At 46.2% G+C, this 17,162-nt stretch carries 13 protein-coding genes; 6 read left to right on the forward strand and 7 right to left on the reverse strand.

Features of this window, described 5'->3' with window-relative positions; all coding sequences use genetic code 11:
• Positions 1–226 precede the first annotated feature (226 nt).
• The 4 genes from K0H59_RS16615 to K0H59_RS16630 all read right to left on the reverse strand — a co-directional run bounded on the left by K0H59_RS16615 (position 227) and on the right by K0H59_RS16630 (position 3,564).
• Complete coding sequence (locus tag K0H59_RS16615; protein ID WP_220053746.1) at positions 227–823, reverse strand: hypothetical protein; 597 nt, start codon at positions 821–823, stop codon at positions 227–229.
• A 101-nt stretch (positions 824–924) separates the two neighbouring features.
• The gene (locus tag K0H59_RS16620) at positions 925–1,344 is read right to left on the reverse strand and encodes a hypothetical protein (protein WP_220053747.1); all 420 of its coding nucleotides are present in this window, start codon (positions 1,342–1,344) and stop codon (positions 925–927) included.
• A 20-nt stretch (positions 1,345–1,364) separates the two neighbouring features.
• Positions 1,365–1,895 (reverse strand): HEPN domain-containing protein, encoded by a 531-nt coding sequence (locus K0H59_RS16625; protein ID WP_220053748.1) that lies wholly within the window; start codon positions 1,893–1,895, stop codon positions 1,365–1,367.
• Positions 1,896–2,601: 706 nt separating this feature from the next.
• Complete coding sequence (locus K0H59_RS16630; RefSeq protein ID WP_220053749.1) at positions 2,602–3,564, reverse strand: dienelactone hydrolase family protein; 963 nt, start codon at positions 3,562–3,564, stop codon at positions 2,602–2,604.
• A gap of 271 nt (positions 3,565–3,835) precedes the next feature.
• Here K0H59_RS16630 and K0H59_RS16635 point away from each other — a divergent pair, with 271 nt between their 5' ends.
• From K0H59_RS16635 to K0H59_RS16650, 4 genes are all read left to right on the forward strand, one after another.
• Positions 3,836–6,124: a hypothetical protein gene (locus tag K0H59_RS16635; protein WP_220053750.1), complete on the forward strand. Its 2,289-nt coding sequence runs from the start codon at positions 3,836–3,838 to the stop codon at positions 6,122–6,124.
• A 9-nt stretch (positions 6,125–6,133) separates the two neighbouring features.
• Positions 6,134–7,867, forward strand: coding sequence for a toxin-antitoxin system YwqK family antitoxin (locus K0H59_RS16640; protein ID WP_220053751.1), 1,734 nt, complete (start codon positions 6,134–6,136; stop codon positions 7,865–7,867).
• Between the two features lie 159 nt (positions 7,868–8,026).
• On the forward strand, positions 8,027–10,339 hold the full coding sequence (locus K0H59_RS16645; protein ID WP_220053752.1) for a toxin-antitoxin system YwqK family antitoxin: 2,313 nt from the start codon (positions 8,027–8,029) through the stop codon (positions 10,337–10,339).
• A 210-nt stretch (positions 10,340–10,549) separates the two neighbouring features.
• The gene (locus K0H59_RS16650; protein WP_220053753.1) at positions 10,550–11,647 is read left to right on the forward strand and encodes a calcium:proton antiporter; all 1,098 of its coding nucleotides are present in this window, start codon (positions 10,550–10,552) and stop codon (positions 11,645–11,647) included.
• 68 nt (positions 11,648–11,715) lie between these two features.
• Here the strand turns inward: K0H59_RS16650 and K0H59_RS16655 are convergent, their stop codons facing one another.
• The 3 genes from K0H59_RS16655 to K0H59_RS16665 form a co-directional block, all read right to left on the reverse strand.
• Positions 11,716–13,266: a rhomboid family intramembrane serine protease gene (locus K0H59_RS16655; RefSeq protein WP_220053754.1), complete on the reverse strand. Its 1,551-nt coding sequence runs from the start codon at positions 13,264–13,266 to the stop codon at positions 11,716–11,718.
• Positions 13,267–13,454: 188 nt separating this feature from the next.
• Positions 13,455–14,411, reverse strand: a complete 957-nt coding sequence (pbpG, locus tag K0H59_RS16660) for a D-alanyl-D-alanine endopeptidase (RefSeq protein WP_011718099.1) — start codon at positions 14,409–14,411, stop codon at positions 13,455–13,457.
• Positions 14,412–14,701: 290 nt separating this feature from the next.
• Complete coding sequence (locus K0H59_RS16665; protein ID WP_220053755.1) at positions 14,702–15,628, reverse strand: LysR family transcriptional regulator; 927 nt, start codon at positions 15,626–15,628, stop codon at positions 14,702–14,704.
• A gap of 167 nt (positions 15,629–15,795) precedes the next feature.
• Between K0H59_RS16665 and K0H59_RS16670 the strand changes: the two genes are divergently transcribed.
• Together K0H59_RS16670 and K0H59_RS16675 are read left to right on the forward strand one after the other, a co-directional pair.
• Positions 15,796–16,299, forward strand: coding sequence for a lactoylglutathione lyase family protein (locus tag K0H59_RS16670; RefSeq protein ID WP_099456919.1), 504 nt, complete (start codon positions 15,796–15,798; stop codon positions 16,297–16,299).
• A gap of 395 nt (positions 16,300–16,694) precedes the next feature.
• Positions 16,695–17,135, forward strand: coding sequence for a DUF2846 domain-containing protein (locus K0H59_RS16675; protein WP_041412771.1), 441 nt, complete (start codon positions 16,695–16,697; stop codon positions 17,133–17,135).
• Positions 17,136–17,162: the final 27 nt, after the last annotated feature.

Raw genomic sequence — 17,162 nt, forward strand, 5'->3', positions numbered from 1 at the left:
CCTGTACCCCGAAAGCTAGCTCGGCATCCATGCCGAGACTCACGCAATTTATTCCAAAGCCCCGCGGCAACTTCGCAGGGGATAGGTGAACTTCTGTAGCATTAGAGTTAACTTTCACATTCAAAAAGCTATGCATATACAGTGTTTATTTTTACACTTTCATGGCGAATATTCAGCACAACATTCTCAACAAAATTAATATAATTCCTGAGCAAAAATTTAATTATCAAGCAAATTTAGCCCATTCAACTTCAAGAGAAGTGATTTCATTATATATACGAGAAATTGTTTTATCGTAATCCCCATCAAACATAAACTCATTACCTGTTGTCAAATCAAGAACACTATATTCGTATCTTGGATCATTGATTGCCTCTTGCATAAGTACGCAGATTATATTTGCTCTCTCCCTAGTCATTTTCTCGGCCTCATTGAAATGCAACTTAACAAGTCTAGGTTGACCATTAAGAACAACATTAAGCTCAGGATTACAATTGATTTCAGTATTAGAATATAAGTATGACGCCTTTAATGGAGTGTCTGCAGTAATGTTTTTCCCTGACTGCCAATTTTTAAAGACATTTGAAATTCTCTCAAACTTTATTTTCTTTGTTGGATTTGACTGTTTCCTTGAAATGTCGAACAAGTATGAAATATGTCTTTTCTGTGTAAACAATGACTTAATAGCCGTTCGTAAATTCAAATAGTAATCCTTGTAAAATGCATAAGGTTCTCGATTAACAATCTTACGAATTTTTGTTTTTTTAGGATTCCCAGTTGTTACGGCAATCATCGAGAATTCTGCAACCCCTAACTCAGCCATATAATTTCCTTAACAGTTAATATTTACACACTAGAGATAAACTACCGTATCTTTATGACTTTAAAATGTGAAGGCTTTATTTTTCACATAAAATCAATTCATTACGGTAGTACTAACACTTCTGAATCATACGCCTTATCAAATTCTGCTTTAGCGTCGGCTTTATGGTTTAGGCAGTTGACCATATGCTCATCTGACTTATAGTTTTTGCAGTCTTCGGGGACGATATAATATTTGCGCCATGCTTCGGCTTTACGTATGCGGGCGGCTTCGTTTTGTTGTGCTATACGTCGTTGTTCCGCAGCCTGTTGCATTGCAATTTGTTGCTTTTGGTATTCAGCAAGCTGACGTTCTTTTACAGCTTGTAGACGAGCTTTTTCTCGCTGTTGCTGCTGTAACGCGATTTCATTTATTTCTTGCTTAACCCGATATTCGACGTAGCTTAGATAGCCAATTCGAACTAACAAAGTAACCAAGCTCGCTAGCAAAATCCCTAAGGTAATCTGGAGTACTAGTTTCATCGCTGCTCACACTACCCTAACTAAACTGAACCCAATGCTTTATCTGTAGCAGTCACTAACTCGGTTATAAATCGAATACATTTATCCACTTCATCGCGCTTAATAATCTGAGGGGCTCCTATTTCGACCTGTGCACGATGAACCGCATCTCCACGCTTTTTAAGCCAAGCATTTAGAGTTTCTCTCGCTTGTTTAGGGATATAATTCGACCATTTCCAATGCTCTGTAACATCAATCCCGAAAAACTCTTCAAAAATTTGCTTTGTTTTAGCAGAGTCTGGGTTATGAAACATTTTCAAGCGGGTAGAAAACTGCTGCTCCATAAAGTTTCCAATTTGACACCCTTTTAGTGCACCAAACTTGTTGTTGAAAAGTTCTGTAGCAACATCTTCTACATAGGTTTCCCAAGCCGTCATAGTCATGATCAAAGCGGCTCTTTTTAATGCCCCCAATGCTTGTGATTCCTGTTTTACATTTAGTTCGTCGTAGCATTCGATCAAAGCTCTTGCATCATTGATTGCTCGTTTAAATGTATTTAAGGCATTAGACATTAAATTCCCCAGCTAAAAGCAATTAGATTTGTAAAAGTGATGTGCTGTCTTCTACATCAGGCAGTTACTGGAACTCATTATTTTGATTCGCTTCATAAACGAGGCTACAAACATCGAATTCCCAACATTGAACGGACAAAGCTTTCCATAGCTACCGCACTTGGCTAACAGTCATTAGCCAACGATGATAGGTGAAGGATTGTTCAGGAGGCGTTTCTTGCGAGATAAAGATACATCTTCCTGATGCAAGTGAACTTAACCGAGGTCACGATTAAGTTTCATCCTTGTTAAAAACCTAAGATAACGTTCTGTTTAATATCTGTCTACCACTTTCACATTACAAATTAAGTAGTTAAGTGATACCTAATTTTGGCGCGTAGCATTTATGAGCAAACCCACAACTCCACTGCCAATGGGAATGCCAGAAGTGGCACTGTTGCACCAGTGACCTTCTAAAACATGGATGTTTTAGTAGAGCTTACAGGGACGTATGCACGGCGTGTCACTGGTGTAACTAATGTAAGAGAATGCAAAAGCCTGCGGCAGGCAATGAGTCGCACCATCACTTTACAGCAATAACATTGCTAATTCGCTCCACAAAGCGAACCAGCAATATCATCGGGTGTGGGTTGAAGACCCACGACTTTGGTTTACCTCGGTCGATAGACCGCAAATAAAACGTTTCTCAATTGCCGTTCGGCAATCCCTAACCTTGTAGGTACTTCCCAAAAAAATCCAAGGTTCTTGCCCATGCGAGCTCGGCGGTTGGCTCATCATAACGGGCGGTGGAATCGTTATGAAAACCATGATTCACATTGGGATAGAGGTAGGCAATATACTCGGCCTTGTTAGCCTTTAATTGGGTTTCGTACTCGGCCCAAGTGTCGTTAATCCGTTGATCTAAAGCGGCAAATTGCAACATTAGCGGGCCTTTGACTCGGCTGCGTAGCTCTGTCGCTGCTGGGGTGCCATAAAAAGGCACGCCCGCAGCTAGCTCATCGGGAATGCTGGCGGCGAGCATATTGACTATGTAGCCGCCAAAGCAGAAACCGACGGCGCCGAGTTTGCCATTACACTGGGGATGCGCCTTGAGAAAGCGGGCTGCGGCGATAAAGTCCTGCTCGATTTTGGCTCTGTCGAGGCTGGCTTGCATGGCGCGGCCAGCATCGTCATTGCCGGGATAGCCGCCGAGGCTGTAAAGCGCATCGGGGGCAAAGGCGATATAGCCTTTGGCCGCTAAGCGGCGTGCCACATCTTCGATATAAGGATTCAGGCCACGGTTTTCATGCACCACTAATACAACAGCGGCTTTTTTGGTGGGATCCAAAGTCTTAGGATCGCCCGCCTCTTTGCCGGGAATCAGCATAGAAGTTGGCATCACTAAATAACCGCGACCTTCGCCATAGCCCTCAGGGGAGGGAAACTTCACATAACTGGCTTGAATACTGGGATCGTTAAAGGAGATTTGTTCGGCTAAGGCGTAGTTGGGCATGAGTGCGCCAGTGAGCGTTGTCATGGTAAACCCCAGTGCCACAAGGCCTGCGAGGCGAGCCATAAACTCGCGGCGGTCGATGATGCCGTGGGCATATTCATCGTACCAATCGAAGGCCTCCTGCGGGATAGGCTGGGCAGCTGGCGCGTTATTGTTGGACTTGGGTTGTGGGCTCATCGTTCTTTCTCCATTGAACAAGCTACCACAGGTTTGTCTTCCCTAGCTTGTGAGTTATCTAGCGGCGTTAACAAGAGTAAAGGATGAAGCCTGATTAGGGCAATCGGCTTTCTCGCCTTAGGCCGATATTCATCATGCAAACTTACGACTGATCTTTCCCCCAGATTGGCATGTGCTTTTTATTTCCTAGGGGCTTTTTTGTGTATAATGTCGCCAATTTTCGGATTAATAGATTTACATTTCAATAACATAAGTTGCCAATGGAGTTCAGATGGCTATAGGGATATGCAGAGTAATTTGTACCACTCTCACGCTCACGGTTGGGTTAACGGCGTGCGATAGCGCAGGCTCCAATAAATCGGGGGGCATCCCCAGCGCACGCGAATATCAGGTGATTTCGACCCTCAGCATCAATGACGGTATCGAAACCCAAAAGAACATGCAGGGGCGCGTGCTACTGAATTACCAGTTGCAGGATGCTCAGGGTAAAGCGACCAGCTTAGCCACCCCATTGACCAATGATGCCCACTTCTTCGTTCAGCCGAGCCTGATGCAATTAAGCGATCACGCCCTGCCTATCCCCATCAGCAATATCGATCCAAAAAACAGTGGCAAAGAGCTCACCTCCATCATTCAAGCGGGCTTTAATCTCGAGCTGAAAAATGGTGACAACAATCGGCTCATGCCCGTTACCCAGATAAATCAGAAGGATATCGCCGAGCTATTTAACCGCTGGACGAGCCTTAAGTCCCTATTTGAGCAATCGCCTACCCTGCCCGTGCAGCTTGAGCCCCGCGTGGGTTATAGCACCAGCGCCCCCATGGATGAGCGGTTAATCTGGACGGTTGAGCAAGTGAGCGACGATAGATTGCTGGCGGTGTTACAGAACAAACAGCAACAGGGCGAAAACAGTAACCTTAAGGTCTACGGCAAGTTCCAGCTTAACCGTAAAACCGGTTGGTTGGAGAGCATGGCGCTATTTAAACAGGATGAACAGCGGGGTAGAACCTTTGTCCAGCGCATCGTTATGGCGCCTAAGGATCGCCCCGATGTGATGAGCCTGCTTTGGTATGCCGATGACAACTACGATGCCGAGCGGGATATCGATGATAAGCAAAAGGAGCTTTATCCCATCAGCGATGTACCGCGGGAATATAAGCCTACCGACAAGGCATTTATCCAATCCTTATTAGCTGATCACCAAGGGATTATTGATAATATTGGCGACTGGGGCAGCGATACTCCCGAGGAGATCCAACTGCGCTTTGTGCATGCCATGAGCCCGCAATATGTGGTCGGCAATATGCGCTATGAGGATATCACCGCCTTTGATGAGAGCGGAAAAGCGTTAGATCTAAACTTCTGGCAACACAGCACGGGGGCGGCGGTTAATTTCAGCCGCAACATTGAGTCGTCGACCAATATTATCGCCACGGGTTGGGATAACACCGCCGATAAACTCAAGCGGATGAGCTATATCAGCGCTAAGCTCACCTTAGTCCCCGAGGCGAATAACATCATCGAAAAATCCTGGGATGAACTGCTCGCAGCGCCCTATACCTTTGGCGATGCCAGCATCACGATTCAGCCCCTAGATGCCAACGCTAAGCTCTTTAAAGTGGTCATCAAGCAGAGCGACAGCCACAAGATCCACCTCAGCCTTCAGCAGTTAACAGGCAAAATGGCCCATGCCCGCGCCGAGTCGAAATATCCCGAGTGGCTCACCCTGACCGATAAAGAACTGCTCGCGGAGTTGACTGGTGCCGATGAGAGCCATCAACAGACGACCAGCGCACTGCTGCTTAAGTTAGACGAGATCCCTAAAACCCTAGTGTTAGTGACGAGTCAACCCCAGCCAGAACTCAGCCAAAGCAAGCAGATCCGTTTTGTTCCCGAAGCTGAGTACAACCAAAATCTAGCCAATCCCCTGAGCGAGTTTGGCAGCGTCAGTATGGGCGACTCCTTCTCGGATAAGCTAGCCTTGTCCAAGCCTGAAATCAGTGCGGTGAAGGATATAAAAACGGCGACTGAAAATGGTCACAACTTATATATCCCCATGTCTGCCGCATTAGCGACGGCCTGTAAGCCCGAAATAGCACAAGGTTTTAATGAAGGCACACAGGCGGTAACTTGGCAGTTTGTGCCCAATGGGCCCGAAGGCGCGGCTTACCATTTGATGACACCCGACCGCGTGCGCCAGTACTTCTACGATAAGCGCATTCAAGGCACTATCCACTGCAAGGGCGATATCCACTGGCAAACCTTGCCGCAATCAGTCACCGAGCGCCCTTGGTTAATCGATTTGCAAACCTGGCTGACCGATACGGGTTATGGCAAGGAGCCGAGTAAAGATTTGCCCAATTACATCAGAGTCGAGAATGCTCAAGGCAAGCCACTAACGATTCGTTTGCCCGAAGAGACTGAGTATAGGATTGATGAGGTGCTGTTAGATGGCCGCTATTTAGGTGTTACAGGCGCCGCCGCTAAGGTGAGTTATATGACTATCTCCCAAGATTCCGTCGATATTCCCTATGAATTCACCTTTAAACCTTTGCCTTAAGGAGCGGTTATGCGTCCATTTACTGTAAAACTGCTCCTAGGAGCACTCGCCCTCATCAGTACCCATGCCAATGCAGAGAAGGTATTACTCGATGCCCATTGGAATGTCATCAAAGATGAGAAAAAAGCGCTGTACTATTTTGAGCAACCCGTTGATCTGACTGATAGCTACTATAAGGTCGAGGTTTACTACAAAGAAAAGAATAGGCTTTTCTGCTCAACGGCCATCGCCGATAAAAATATCGGTAAGGCACTCACTAGCGAGCAATTTCGCGGGCCTTATCAATGTTACTTCGAAGATGGAAACCCCTATGAACAGGGCTTTCGCAACGGGCAAGGTCAGCTCGATGGCCTAATCAAAAAGTACATTGCCACGGGCCAGTTATATACTGAGTCGCACTATGAAAATGGTGTAAAACAAGGCCAAGAAACGGGTTATTGGAATGGCGGCAATATCCGCAACAAAACCACCTATAAAGATGGCCAAGCCGTCGGTATCAGCGAAAATTTTAGTCCCGAAGGTGAAGTCACCGCCAAAATCTGCCATGACCCCACCTGTGTCAGCCAATATTTTAATCTAGGCAAACTCAACCGTGAGGAGCATAAGGTTGATGGCCTTCTGCAAGGCACAGAGACCACTTGGGGGCTGAATGGCCAAGTCATCTCCACCCAAGAGTGGTTTAAGGATAAAAAACACGGCGACTACTTTAGCTATTTTGACAATGGCAAGGTAGAGCAGCACTTTCAATATCAACAGAATTTTAAGGTCGGTGAGCAGCTCACTTATTTTGAAAATGGCCAGCTCAATTTAAAGGAAGTCACCAACGATAAGGGCGATGTCATCCAGGCTATCGAATACGATGACAAGGGCGAGATTAAACGCACTACCGACAGCAAATACCAAGGTAATCGCTGGGTTTATCGCAAACAGCAGCACTATCGCGATGGCCAATTGATTGAGACTCACGAAGAGGACAAACTCAAAAACGGGTCGCTCTCTGAAACCTTTAAAAAAGGCTTGTTAATCGAACGCCAGGAGCGACTCGATAAGCAATTGAATGGCTTACAGATCAAATCCTTCGACTACAACGATGTCATTACCCTCACCCGTGAATATTATCAGGCGGGTAAGCGTGAAGGCGCCTATGAGACGGTAAAAATAGAGCCAGCCACAGGCAAAAGTCAGCTGGTAGAGCAAGGCCAGTATGCCAAGGACAAACAAGCAGGCACTTGGAAGAAATATCAAGATGACGCCACCCTCACCTATAGCCATGATGATAATGGCGAGCTCCACGGTGAATACCTCAACAAGGCCAACTCAGGCCAGTTGCTTGAATCTATGCACTTTAAACATGGCAAGCCCGATGGTTTAGTCCAGCGTTACGCCAGTAATGGCCAAGTGTATGAAAAAGGCGAATATCGTAATGACCTGCGCCAAGGCGATTGGGTATTCACCGATAATGAATTCCAATATCGCCCAAGGCCGAATCCTGAAAGACGCTCTTGGCATGGTCGCTTCGACAAGGGTAAGCAAGTCGGCCACTGGGAATTGCGTACCCCCGAGGATTATGTGCTCGAAATAGCCAACTATGACGACCAAGGTAACTTGCATGGTAAGCAATACCAGTTTGAGAATAATGGCTCGATACAGGTGATTAATCATTACAATCACGGCCAATTTTTAAATCAGGAAACACCGCCGCCCGTCTTACCCGTTGAAGATAGCGTGTTTCCTTTTTATTAACTCAAGCCTGTGGCTGTAAGCTGTTTAGCTTAACGCCATTCGCGTACACTAACTCGCTGTGCACTCAGCCAAAGTGCACAGCATTAACGTATTATAAACGTTAGGATTCTTATACTGGCCGCCATTGTGCGGCCCTAAGACCCAGAGCAAAGGATCAGCATGTACAACACGCCATTTCGCCTTATTAGCCTCGCCATTGCCGCAACTAGCCTAGTCGGCGTCCATGCACAGGCGGCGCAAAACCTCTCCTCCATGATGGTCGAAATTCGCCAGCAGGACGGCATTCCCAGCTATTACAATCTCGCCACGGGCATGCCCTTAAATGGTGATATTGCCATTGTCCGCGATAACCAAGGTTATACCTTAGGGCAATTTTCGCAGGGGATACCGAATGGGAAATGGCAGGTTTTTCATAGTAATAACAGCCGAATCGTCGAAGGTAACTATCAACAGGGTTACCAAGATGGCACCTGGCGACTGTTCGACTTAGATGGTGCCCTAACCGAGGAGCAGCAATTTGCCAAAGGAGTTCCGGTTGGCGAATGGAAGGAATTTAGCGCCACGGGCCATGTCAGCCAAAGCACCCTCTATAAAAATGGCCAAAAGTCCCAGGTCAAACGTTTCTTCCCGAGTGGCAAATTACAGGCGCAGGAAAGCTACCTCGATAACCTTCGCCACGGTAAATGGGAAAGCTTTTATGAAAATGGCACCCTCTCCCAAAGCCAAACCTACGCCAATAACCAACTATCTGGCCCCTATCTCGAGCAGAATACCGAGGGCCAAGTGGTCGTTAATGGGCGTTTTGATGCCGACGGTCGCCGCCAAGGTTTATGGGAAACCTTTTTCGACGATGGCACTAAGGCCAGTGTCAGCCAATTTAATCTCGATAAACTCGAGGGTGAAGAACGCACCTTTTATCCCAGTGGCGAACTTGCAAGCCTGTGCCACTATCAGGCGGGACAGCGCCATGGTAAGTGTCAGCAATTTAATGAGCTGGGCAAACTCCAAGTGGAGGAGCAATACCTCAACGATGTGCTAGAGGGGCGTCAGCAGTATTTTAACCTCGAGGGCGTACTGACCAGCGATTTGAACTACAAGCAGGATATGCTCGCTGGCACGCAAAAGTATTTCCATTCCAACGGCCAACTTAAAGAGCTGCGAACCTATCAGGACTCGCAACTGGCCGATAATGGTCAATACCCCTTGCATGGCCCATCTGAGCGTTATGGTGCGGACGGTAATCTTATCGAAAAAAGCAGCTACAACATGGGCTTAAAGGATGGATTATTTGAGCGTTATAACGGCGGTAAACTGCAAACCGCAGAGGTGTGGAAGCTTGGTCAAAGGGACGGAGAATTTCGCCGTTACCACACCAATGGCCAACTACGCAGCTTAGATGTGTATGTCGATGGCAAACTCACTGGCCGCTCCGAATCCTACTATGAAGATGGCTCTGTGAATGAACGCGGTGAGCGCATCGAAGGCGCTTGGGTTGGTAAGTACGAATCCTTTTACGACAATGGCAAGCCCAGAGAACTCGCCCACTACGCCCGCACAAAACCAGATAACAGCAATAGCTATCCCCTCGATGGCCACTTTAGTCGCTGGTACTACAATGGCGATCTCAATGAGGAAGGAGATTATCAAAACGGCGTTAAAGAAGGACTGTGGATCCAATATCAACAGGGGCAAAAACAGAAAGAACAGAGCTTTATTAACGGCAAACTCAATGGCGACTATGCCGAATATTATCAAGGTCGCCGCCGCGTAACAGGTCAATATGAAGATAATCAAAAAACCGGTCTCTGGATTGATTACCGCTACGAAGCCAAAGATCCAACCTACGGTGCAATCCCCGAGGGCAATATCAGCCAGAAAACCCATTGGAAGGACAATAAACGCCATGGCACCAGCGAGTACTACAGCTTTAAGCAAGTGGTTTATCGCTTAGAAACCTTTGATAACAACGATAAAACAGGCACCTATGCCGAATATTATCCTAACAATGGCCAGCTCAAACTCAGCGGCACTATGGATAAAGGCAAGCAAACGGGACTGTGGGAAAGCTGGTATGAGGATGGCATTTTAGCCGCCAGCAGCGAGTTTTTAGATAATCAACAACAGGGCAGCAGCAAAGAGTATTACAGCAACGGCCAGCTCAAACTCGAAGCCCAATACACTAAAGGCGAGCTCGACGGCGAGCGCAGGGAATACCACCAAAATGGTAAGCCTAAACTGGCTGAAACTTGGTTAAAAGGCCAGAAGGAAGGCGATGCCAGCTATTACCACACCAATGGCAAACTCGCCGAACAGGGGAGCTTTTTGCGGGATCGTAAAGAAGGTTTGTGGCAACAATTTTGGCCCAATGGCGAAAAACGCAGTGAGGGTAGCTATATTGCCGATCGCCAAGCGGGGGATTGGAATAATTACGATCAGCTCGGCAAATTGATCAATACCGAGCACCATGGCTAAGACATTGACTTAGCCAGCATGCGGCTTGCCTAAATCTGCTCGCAACATCGGCTAAGTCAAAGGTATTAATCAAGAACTGGGGTTTGGAATAAAAAAGCGATCTCGCTCAAAAATTTATGCCTAACCCCAAATCTAAAGGATTATTCATGCAAAGTGTGCCATAACCAATGTCTATACTAACGGCCTTTTTCCGCTTTGGATCAACTGCCTATGAAGACATTTATCAAAGACGAATTTGCCCTGCTGCTCGGAATACTCACTTTAGTATTCTTTAAAACGGGTGGCGATAGCTTGCTGGCCGATGGCACAGCACTTTCAACCTATATTCCCGTTTCACTCGCCCTGCTCGGAGTAGTGACTTGGGCGATTTTCTCCGTGGTGCGTCATTCGGACGCGCTTGCCATCAAGCTCGGTGACCCCTATGGCACCTTAATTTTAACCCTGTCGGTGATTTCGCTCGAAGTCGTGATGATTTCTTCGGTGATGTTAACGGGCGAGCCAAATCCCGTGATGGCAAGGGATACCATGTTTGCCGTGGTAATGTTAATTATCAACGGCTTAGTTGGCTTCACGCTGCTGCTTGGCGGTTGGCGCTATCATACCCAGCACTTTAATTTGGATGGGGTGAAATCCTATTTAGTGGCGATTATTCCCCTCGCCCTACTCTGTTTAGTGTTACCTAACTTTACCGAGGGCGGCACCATTGGCAGCATGTCCAAGCCCATGTCTTGGATGCTGATCATCATCTCGATTTTGCTCTATGGCATCTTTCTAGTGATCCAAACCAAGAGCCATAGCCACTTCTTTGTCGATGCCGACCACGAGGACCACGAAGAGCATCACGGCATACTGCGCAGCAATATCTACCACACAGTGCTGTTGATTGGTTATTTGCTGGTGGTGATTCTGCTCGCCAAAACCCTTGCGATGCCAATTAATTACAGCGTGGCCTCTCTCGGGGCGCCGCCAGCACTGGGTGGCTTTATTGTCGCCTGTTTGATCTTATCGCCAGAGGCCGTGGGTGGCTTTAAGGCTGCACTCAACAATCAACTGCAGCGGGCGATGAACCTCTATTTTGGTTCAGTACTCGCCACTATTGCGCTTACCGTACCCGCGGTGTTGATTATTGGATCTCTTATCGACCAAGAAGTCCACCTAGGCCTATCTGCGGCGGATATGGTGCTATTGGCCACCAGTTTAATGGTCTGCAAAGTCAGTTTTAGCAGCGGTCGAACCAATGCACTCCATGGGGCGACCCATATAGTGCTGTTTATCGTGTACCTCTTCCTGATGTTTGAGCACGCCTAAATACCGCTTACATTCAATAGTAAACCCCATTAGCCGAGGATTTTCCTCGGCTTTTTATTGACCTGATGTTACACCTTGTTTGGGCGTAGCAAGCTCCCAAGCAGCAGTCCACAACCAAAACCGCCAAGGTGCGCGGCATTATCCACGCCGCCAAAGAGTCCCATCACAAGACTTGCAGTAACGAATAGGGTTAGATTCAGGGCGAGCGGCATATTGTCCGCCAAGGGCAATAAACCCAACCATATCCAGATGATCAACACCCCAAATAGCCCCATGATGGCGCCCGAGGCACCTATGCTGATCGTCGCCTCATACCAGCCAATGCTGGCCATGCTCGCCACTAAGCCACAGCACAAATAAACCCAGAGTAAACGCCATTTGCCCAGCAGTGGCTCCAAAAACATCCCCGCAAAAAACAACCCGTATAAGTTAAAGACTAAATGCATCAGGCCGCCGTGCAAAAACACATTGCTGATTAAACGCCAGACTTGCTGCTCAAGCACCAACTGACGAAGATTTGCCCCCCAATCGAGTAACACACTGTTTGGTAAGGCGATAACGTGCTGGCTGACAAAGGCCATCAATACAAATATCAAGGTGTTGATATAGAGCAAGATAGGTGTGATAACAAAGCCCTGCCGAGGTTTAAATTCGGCCAAAAAGCCATAGAGCTCTGCCTTAGGTTTTTCCATACTCAGCTGTGCAGCCATGGGCTTAGACGCCTGCGTCTCATCCAGTTTTAGCATCAGACTCATCAACAACCACAGAATGACCCCAAAGCTTAACCAACCGATAATCCATGCCAGTTTATGGCCATTGCGCGCCTCGAAGGGCTGATTCACAGGCATCAAGACAGTTTGATAACCCTCGAAGTAGACTGAGCTTTTTTGGGCTGCGGTGAGTAGCTGAGTGTAGCGGCTTGACGGGCCTATACGGTCCAGATAGACAAAGTCATCCGGGTTTAAGCCATTAAACTCCTGCTGACTCTGATGAATAAACTCCTGAAATAGCGATTCTTTCTCATGCTGTTCGAGTCGATTGCTGATCGTTTTCTCATAAACTTTGCCATACCATGCCAAGGCCTTAGCACCGACCCGCCAACTCTCATTACGTTTAGCGAAAATCGGCATCGCAATATACAGGCTCATGCGCAGCTCACTGTTGCCCTTACCTATGGGCTCAATATTACGCTGCACGCCTATGTGTTTTTTATCGATATAAAACTGATTTAATTGGTAATACTTGGTCTGCGGCTGGTGCAATAGTGCATTGATGGACTCGAGTTGAGTCAACTTGCCCGTTGCGCTATTGAGGTATTCCTGTGCCACGATAGTGGGCACGGCCAGCAACAGCACGGCAATCACAAAATAGATAAAACGGCTATTACTCTTGGTAAAGCGGAATAACTTGAGCCTCGGCCTTAAATAGAAAAACAGCAAGGGCCAAGGCAATAACAGCGGCAGCCAGAAATTGATAATCGATTCGTCAATCCTCAGCAGTTGGAACTCGATAATCAACAACCAATGGAGCAAGCTGTAGCCTGAGACAAATAGCAGGCAGAGCAGTATAAAGGGCACATAGATCAACTGGAGTTTTTTTAAGATTAACGCCACACGCATATCATCCTTGAGAGAAAAATCCCGCCAATAATACGGCGTATCACCACACAACGCCCCCTTAGCGGGATGATTGCTTGTTTTTTAGTTAAGCCAATCAATCCTCTACAACAAAAGTGCTAGGCCATACCAACAAAAAGGCCAGAACGATTCTGGCCTTTTTGTTGAGTGGATAAGCAACTAACGCCTGCTTAGGTCTCGCTGACTTTGGCAAACTGCTGCTGGCTACGCTGCTTTTTATACTGCTTAGCTTCGGCAGGGATCGGAGTCACTTTGCCAGTTTCTAACCAGTTACGTAAACGGTTGGCATCCGCCATATGGGTGTATTTACCATAGGCATCAAGCACCACAAAGGCCACTTGGCGTTTCGCCATTTCGGTACGCATCACTAAACAATGGCCAGCCTCATTGGTAAAGCCAGTTTTAGTGAGGTGAATATTCCAGTTATCTTTATAAACTAAACGGTTAGTGTTTCTAAAGTCGAGGCTGTACTTTGGCTTGCCAAAGGTGACGGTTTTCTTTTCGGTCGAGCTTAACTGACCTAACATCGGATAACCTTCGCTGGCCTTGAGCAACACCACTAGATCGCGGGCACTCGAAACGTTTTTCTCTGACAGCCCAGTCGGCTCCACATAGCGAGTATTCTTCATGCCTAGGGCTTTTGCCTTAGCATTCATCGCCTTAATAAAAGCCTTATGACCACCGGGATAATGGTGGGCAAGACTCGCCGCTGCACGGTTTTCTGATGACATTAATGTCAGCAATAACATATCTTTACGGCTGATTTCACTGCCGATACGCACTCGAGAATACACACCGCGCATTTCCTTAGTGTCGTTGATATTGATGGCAAGCTTTTCATCCATAGGCAACTTAGCGTCTAAGGTTACCATGGCGGTCATCAGCTTAGTCACAGAAGCAATCGGCCTTACGGCATCGGGATTACTGGAATAGAGAATTTCATTGGTTTTTAGATCCACCACCAGCGCACTATTGGCGGCCACTTCCTGCTGTTTTACAGGGGCTTTTTTCGCCGTGGCGGTGCTTTTTGTAGTGACAGAGGCCGAATCGGCAGAATGCGCTGTCGCGGCAACAGTTAAACTGCTGCATACCAAGATAAAACTACCAAGCAGAGAAGGGATCTTCATGTAGATTTCACTGAGTCGTTAAATAAGTCGAATGTGCTACGCACAAGGTTGAAGCTAAGTATAAGAGGTCTGTGGAAAAAGGAATAGAATCACCATCGACTTTTATCAGTAATATCAGCACTTTTTAGCCTAAATTTGCAGAAATTTTCTGAATTTTCATTCACTAAAAATTTCGTTAATTAAGTACTTAATACCAATAAAAATTCAATCAGCAATTATCAACACTAAAAACAATGTCACTTTCAGTATGACCATCTAAACAACTGCGATTAGGAGAGACTTTTTAGTTGTTACTCGTTAGCTATCAGACGAATCGCCAGCTCAATAAATGCCTCAAATCGAGAAGGCAAAGGCCGAGTGTTTTTATGCACTAAATACAGCGACTCCTGCACTTTTTGCTCAAGTTCTACCGCCCATAGACTCTCCCTAGGTATAAAGGCGTTGACCGTACTCAAAGGAAGCACAGTAAAACCAATGCCTTTAGCGACTGGCAGTAAGATTTGATTGAGCTGATTAACATAACCCCTGCGTGGGATCTGCTGGGCAATGCCACTCGCGTGTCGCTGACTCCCACAGGCATTGAGTGTCGCTTCAGCGTCGCCAAAATTGGTCCTGAGGACTTGCTGCAGATAATATTGTCCATCGGGATGATCAATAAAACCAATATGTTCAAGGCGTTCTTTGTCTAACGGCATACTTTGATACTGGCTTGGCAGCACTAAGGCTAACTCCGCATAGCCTATGGCTTGATAACTGAGTTCAGCGTCATCTGTGCGCTTAGTGACTATGCCCACATCGAGCTGGTTATTTAAAATGCCCGACACTATGCGTTGGTTCGGCGCCGCCTCTAGCATCACATTCAAACTGGGATACTGAATTTGTCTCTCTAGAAAATGCGGATAGAGCAAACTTGCTATCGCCCCCGAGCAGCCCAAACGGCACTCACCAATATAGGGTTCGTCTGTTTGCAATCGCGCTAACAGCTCAGTTTCGGCTTGTCGATACTCACGGGCATGTTGATAGAGAATGCTGCCCGCTTCTGTCAACTCAAAACGCTTGCCCTGTCGCAGTATCAGGGACACACCCACTTGTTCTTCCAACTTTTTAATATGTTGGCTAACGCCTGGTTGAGTCATAAACAGCTTTTTAGCCGTCAGAGTAAAGTGCCCGACCTCGATCAGGGTCACGAAGGTCTGCAGCCATTGTTGATTCAGCATATGCACTCTCTATCGATCATTTCGCCATCAATAATAAACAAAAATTATCAAAATAAGAAAATTTGATAATTTTTAATTGTTAATCGAACACCATAAACTGACTCCATCGCCACTGAAGCTGTGATGATTCGGCATTTGGGCACATAACATTCGCACTAGGAGTTAATATGAATACACCTTATCCACGCACCTTTTCGCATATTGGTATTTCGGTCCCCGATCTCGAAGCAGCGGTTAAGTTTTACACTGAGGTACTCGGCTGGTATCTGATCATGCCGCCAACTGAAATTATTGAAGACAACTCGGCTATCGGTGAGATGTGCACCGATGTATTTGGTCCTAATTGGGGTTCTTTTAAAATTGCTCATTTATCGACGGGCGACAGAATTGGCGTCGAGCTATTCCAATTTGCGAATCAAGTGAACCCTGAGAACAACTTTGAATATTGGAAAACCGGCGTATTCCATTTCTGCGTGCAAGATCCCAACCTTGAAGAACTTGCCGAAAAAATTGTCGCCGCTGGCGGTAAGAAACGTATGAAGGAACCGAGATATTATTATCCGGGCGAGAAACCCTATCGCATGATTTATATGGAAGATCCCTTTGGCAATATCCTCGAAATATATAGCCATAGCTATGAGCTACATTATGCCAGCGGCGCCTATCAATAAATCATCACTAAAGAAGTTGTCCATACCATTTCATATTGAATTGACCAAGATGTGATATTGGTATGGACGACTCGATAGCTCAAATAGAAACCAGTAGAAGATTCCCCCAACTAAAGCTCCTCTCACCAAGCTCACAAAAATACACATTCCATCAATTTAAGCTACAAACCAATGGCCCATTGATACAACTTAAGTTATATTTCGCCACATCAGGAACAGTACATTTAGCCTACTGATTTAAAAACATTTTCAGGCTGGCAATTAACCGTATGCGGTAACCTTTACTCGTGTCAGGATGATGTTTTTTTCTCCCTACGCAACACTATTCCTGATAACGAGTTGATGTCTACAGTGGACACCACTGGTTTTTATTATTTCAAAATTAGGGATTGATGATGTTAAAAAAACTGCTTACGCCAATATTGGCTGCTTGCCTATTCCTTTCTGGCTGCGCAACAGTACCAATGGCCTCAAAAGAAGAAGATGCAAAATTAAAAACATTCCAAAAACCAGCAGACAATAAAAGTGGTATTTATGTTTACCGTAATAGCTTTGTTGGACAGGCACTAAAGAAAAATATCTATATTAACGGTGATCTCATTGGAGAGTCGGCTAACAAAGTTTATTTCTTTAAGGAAGTTGAGCCGGGTGAACAAATGTTGTCGACTGAATCTGAATTCAGCGAAAACAATTTAACGGTAAAAACCGAAGGAGGTAAAAATTACTTCTTCGAGCAATATATCAAGATGGGTGTCTTTGTTGGTGGAGCAGGATTAAAAGCGGTTTCTGATACCGAAGGCATGAAAAACGTTCAAGAATGTAAACTGGCGAAATAGTCATTATTCTTTGGCCAATAAAAAACC

Origin of the sequence: Shewanella sp. FJAT-51649 (genome assembly GCF_019457435.1) — a bacterium.
GTDB lineage: Bacteria > Pseudomonadota > Gammaproteobacteria > Enterobacterales > Shewanellaceae > Shewanella > Shewanella mangrovisoli.

Coding starts and splice junctions, on each gene's coding strand:
- K0H59_RS16615 (WP_220053746.1), bottom strand. CDS start 823: ATGGCTGAGTTAGGGGTTGCAGAATTCTCGATGATTGCCGTAACAACT.
- K0H59_RS16620 (WP_220053747.1), bottom strand. CDS start 1,344: ATGAAACTAGTACTCCAGATTACCTTAGGGATTTTGCTAGCGAGCTTG.
- K0H59_RS16625 (WP_220053748.1), bottom strand. CDS start 1,895: ATGTCTAATGCCTTAAATACATTTAAACGAGCAATCAATGATGCAAGA.
- K0H59_RS16630 (WP_220053749.1), bottom strand. CDS start 3,564: ATGAGCCCACAACCCAAGTCCAACAATAACGCGCCAGCTGCCCAGCCT.
- K0H59_RS16635 (WP_220053750.1), top strand. CDS start 3,836: ATGGCTATAGGGATATGCAGAGTAATTTGTACCACTCTCACGCTCACG.
- K0H59_RS16640 (WP_220053751.1), top strand. CDS start 6,134: ATGCGTCCATTTACTGTAAAACTGCTCCTAGGAGCACTCGCCCTCATC.
- K0H59_RS16645 (WP_220053752.1), top strand. CDS start 8,027: ATGTACAACACGCCATTTCGCCTTATTAGCCTCGCCATTGCCGCAACT.
- K0H59_RS16650 (WP_220053753.1), top strand. CDS start 10,550: ATGAAGACATTTATCAAAGACGAATTTGCCCTGCTGCTCGGAATACTC.
- K0H59_RS16655 (WP_220053754.1), bottom strand. CDS start 13,266: ATGCGTGTGGCGTTAATCTTAAAAAAACTCCAGTTGATCTATGTGCCC.
- pbpG (WP_011718099.1), bottom strand. CDS start 14,411: ATGAAGATCCCTTCTCTGCTTGGTAGTTTTATCTTGGTATGCAGCAGT.
- K0H59_RS16665 (WP_220053755.1), bottom strand. CDS start 15,628: ATGCTGAATCAACAATGGCTGCAGACCTTCGTGACCCTGATCGAGGTC.
- K0H59_RS16670 (WP_099456919.1), top strand. CDS start 15,796: ATGAATACACCTTATCCACGCACCTTTTCGCATATTGGTATTTCGGTC.
- K0H59_RS16675 (WP_041412771.1), top strand. CDS start 16,695: ATGTTAAAAAAACTGCTTACGCCAATATTGGCTGCTTGCCTATTCCTT.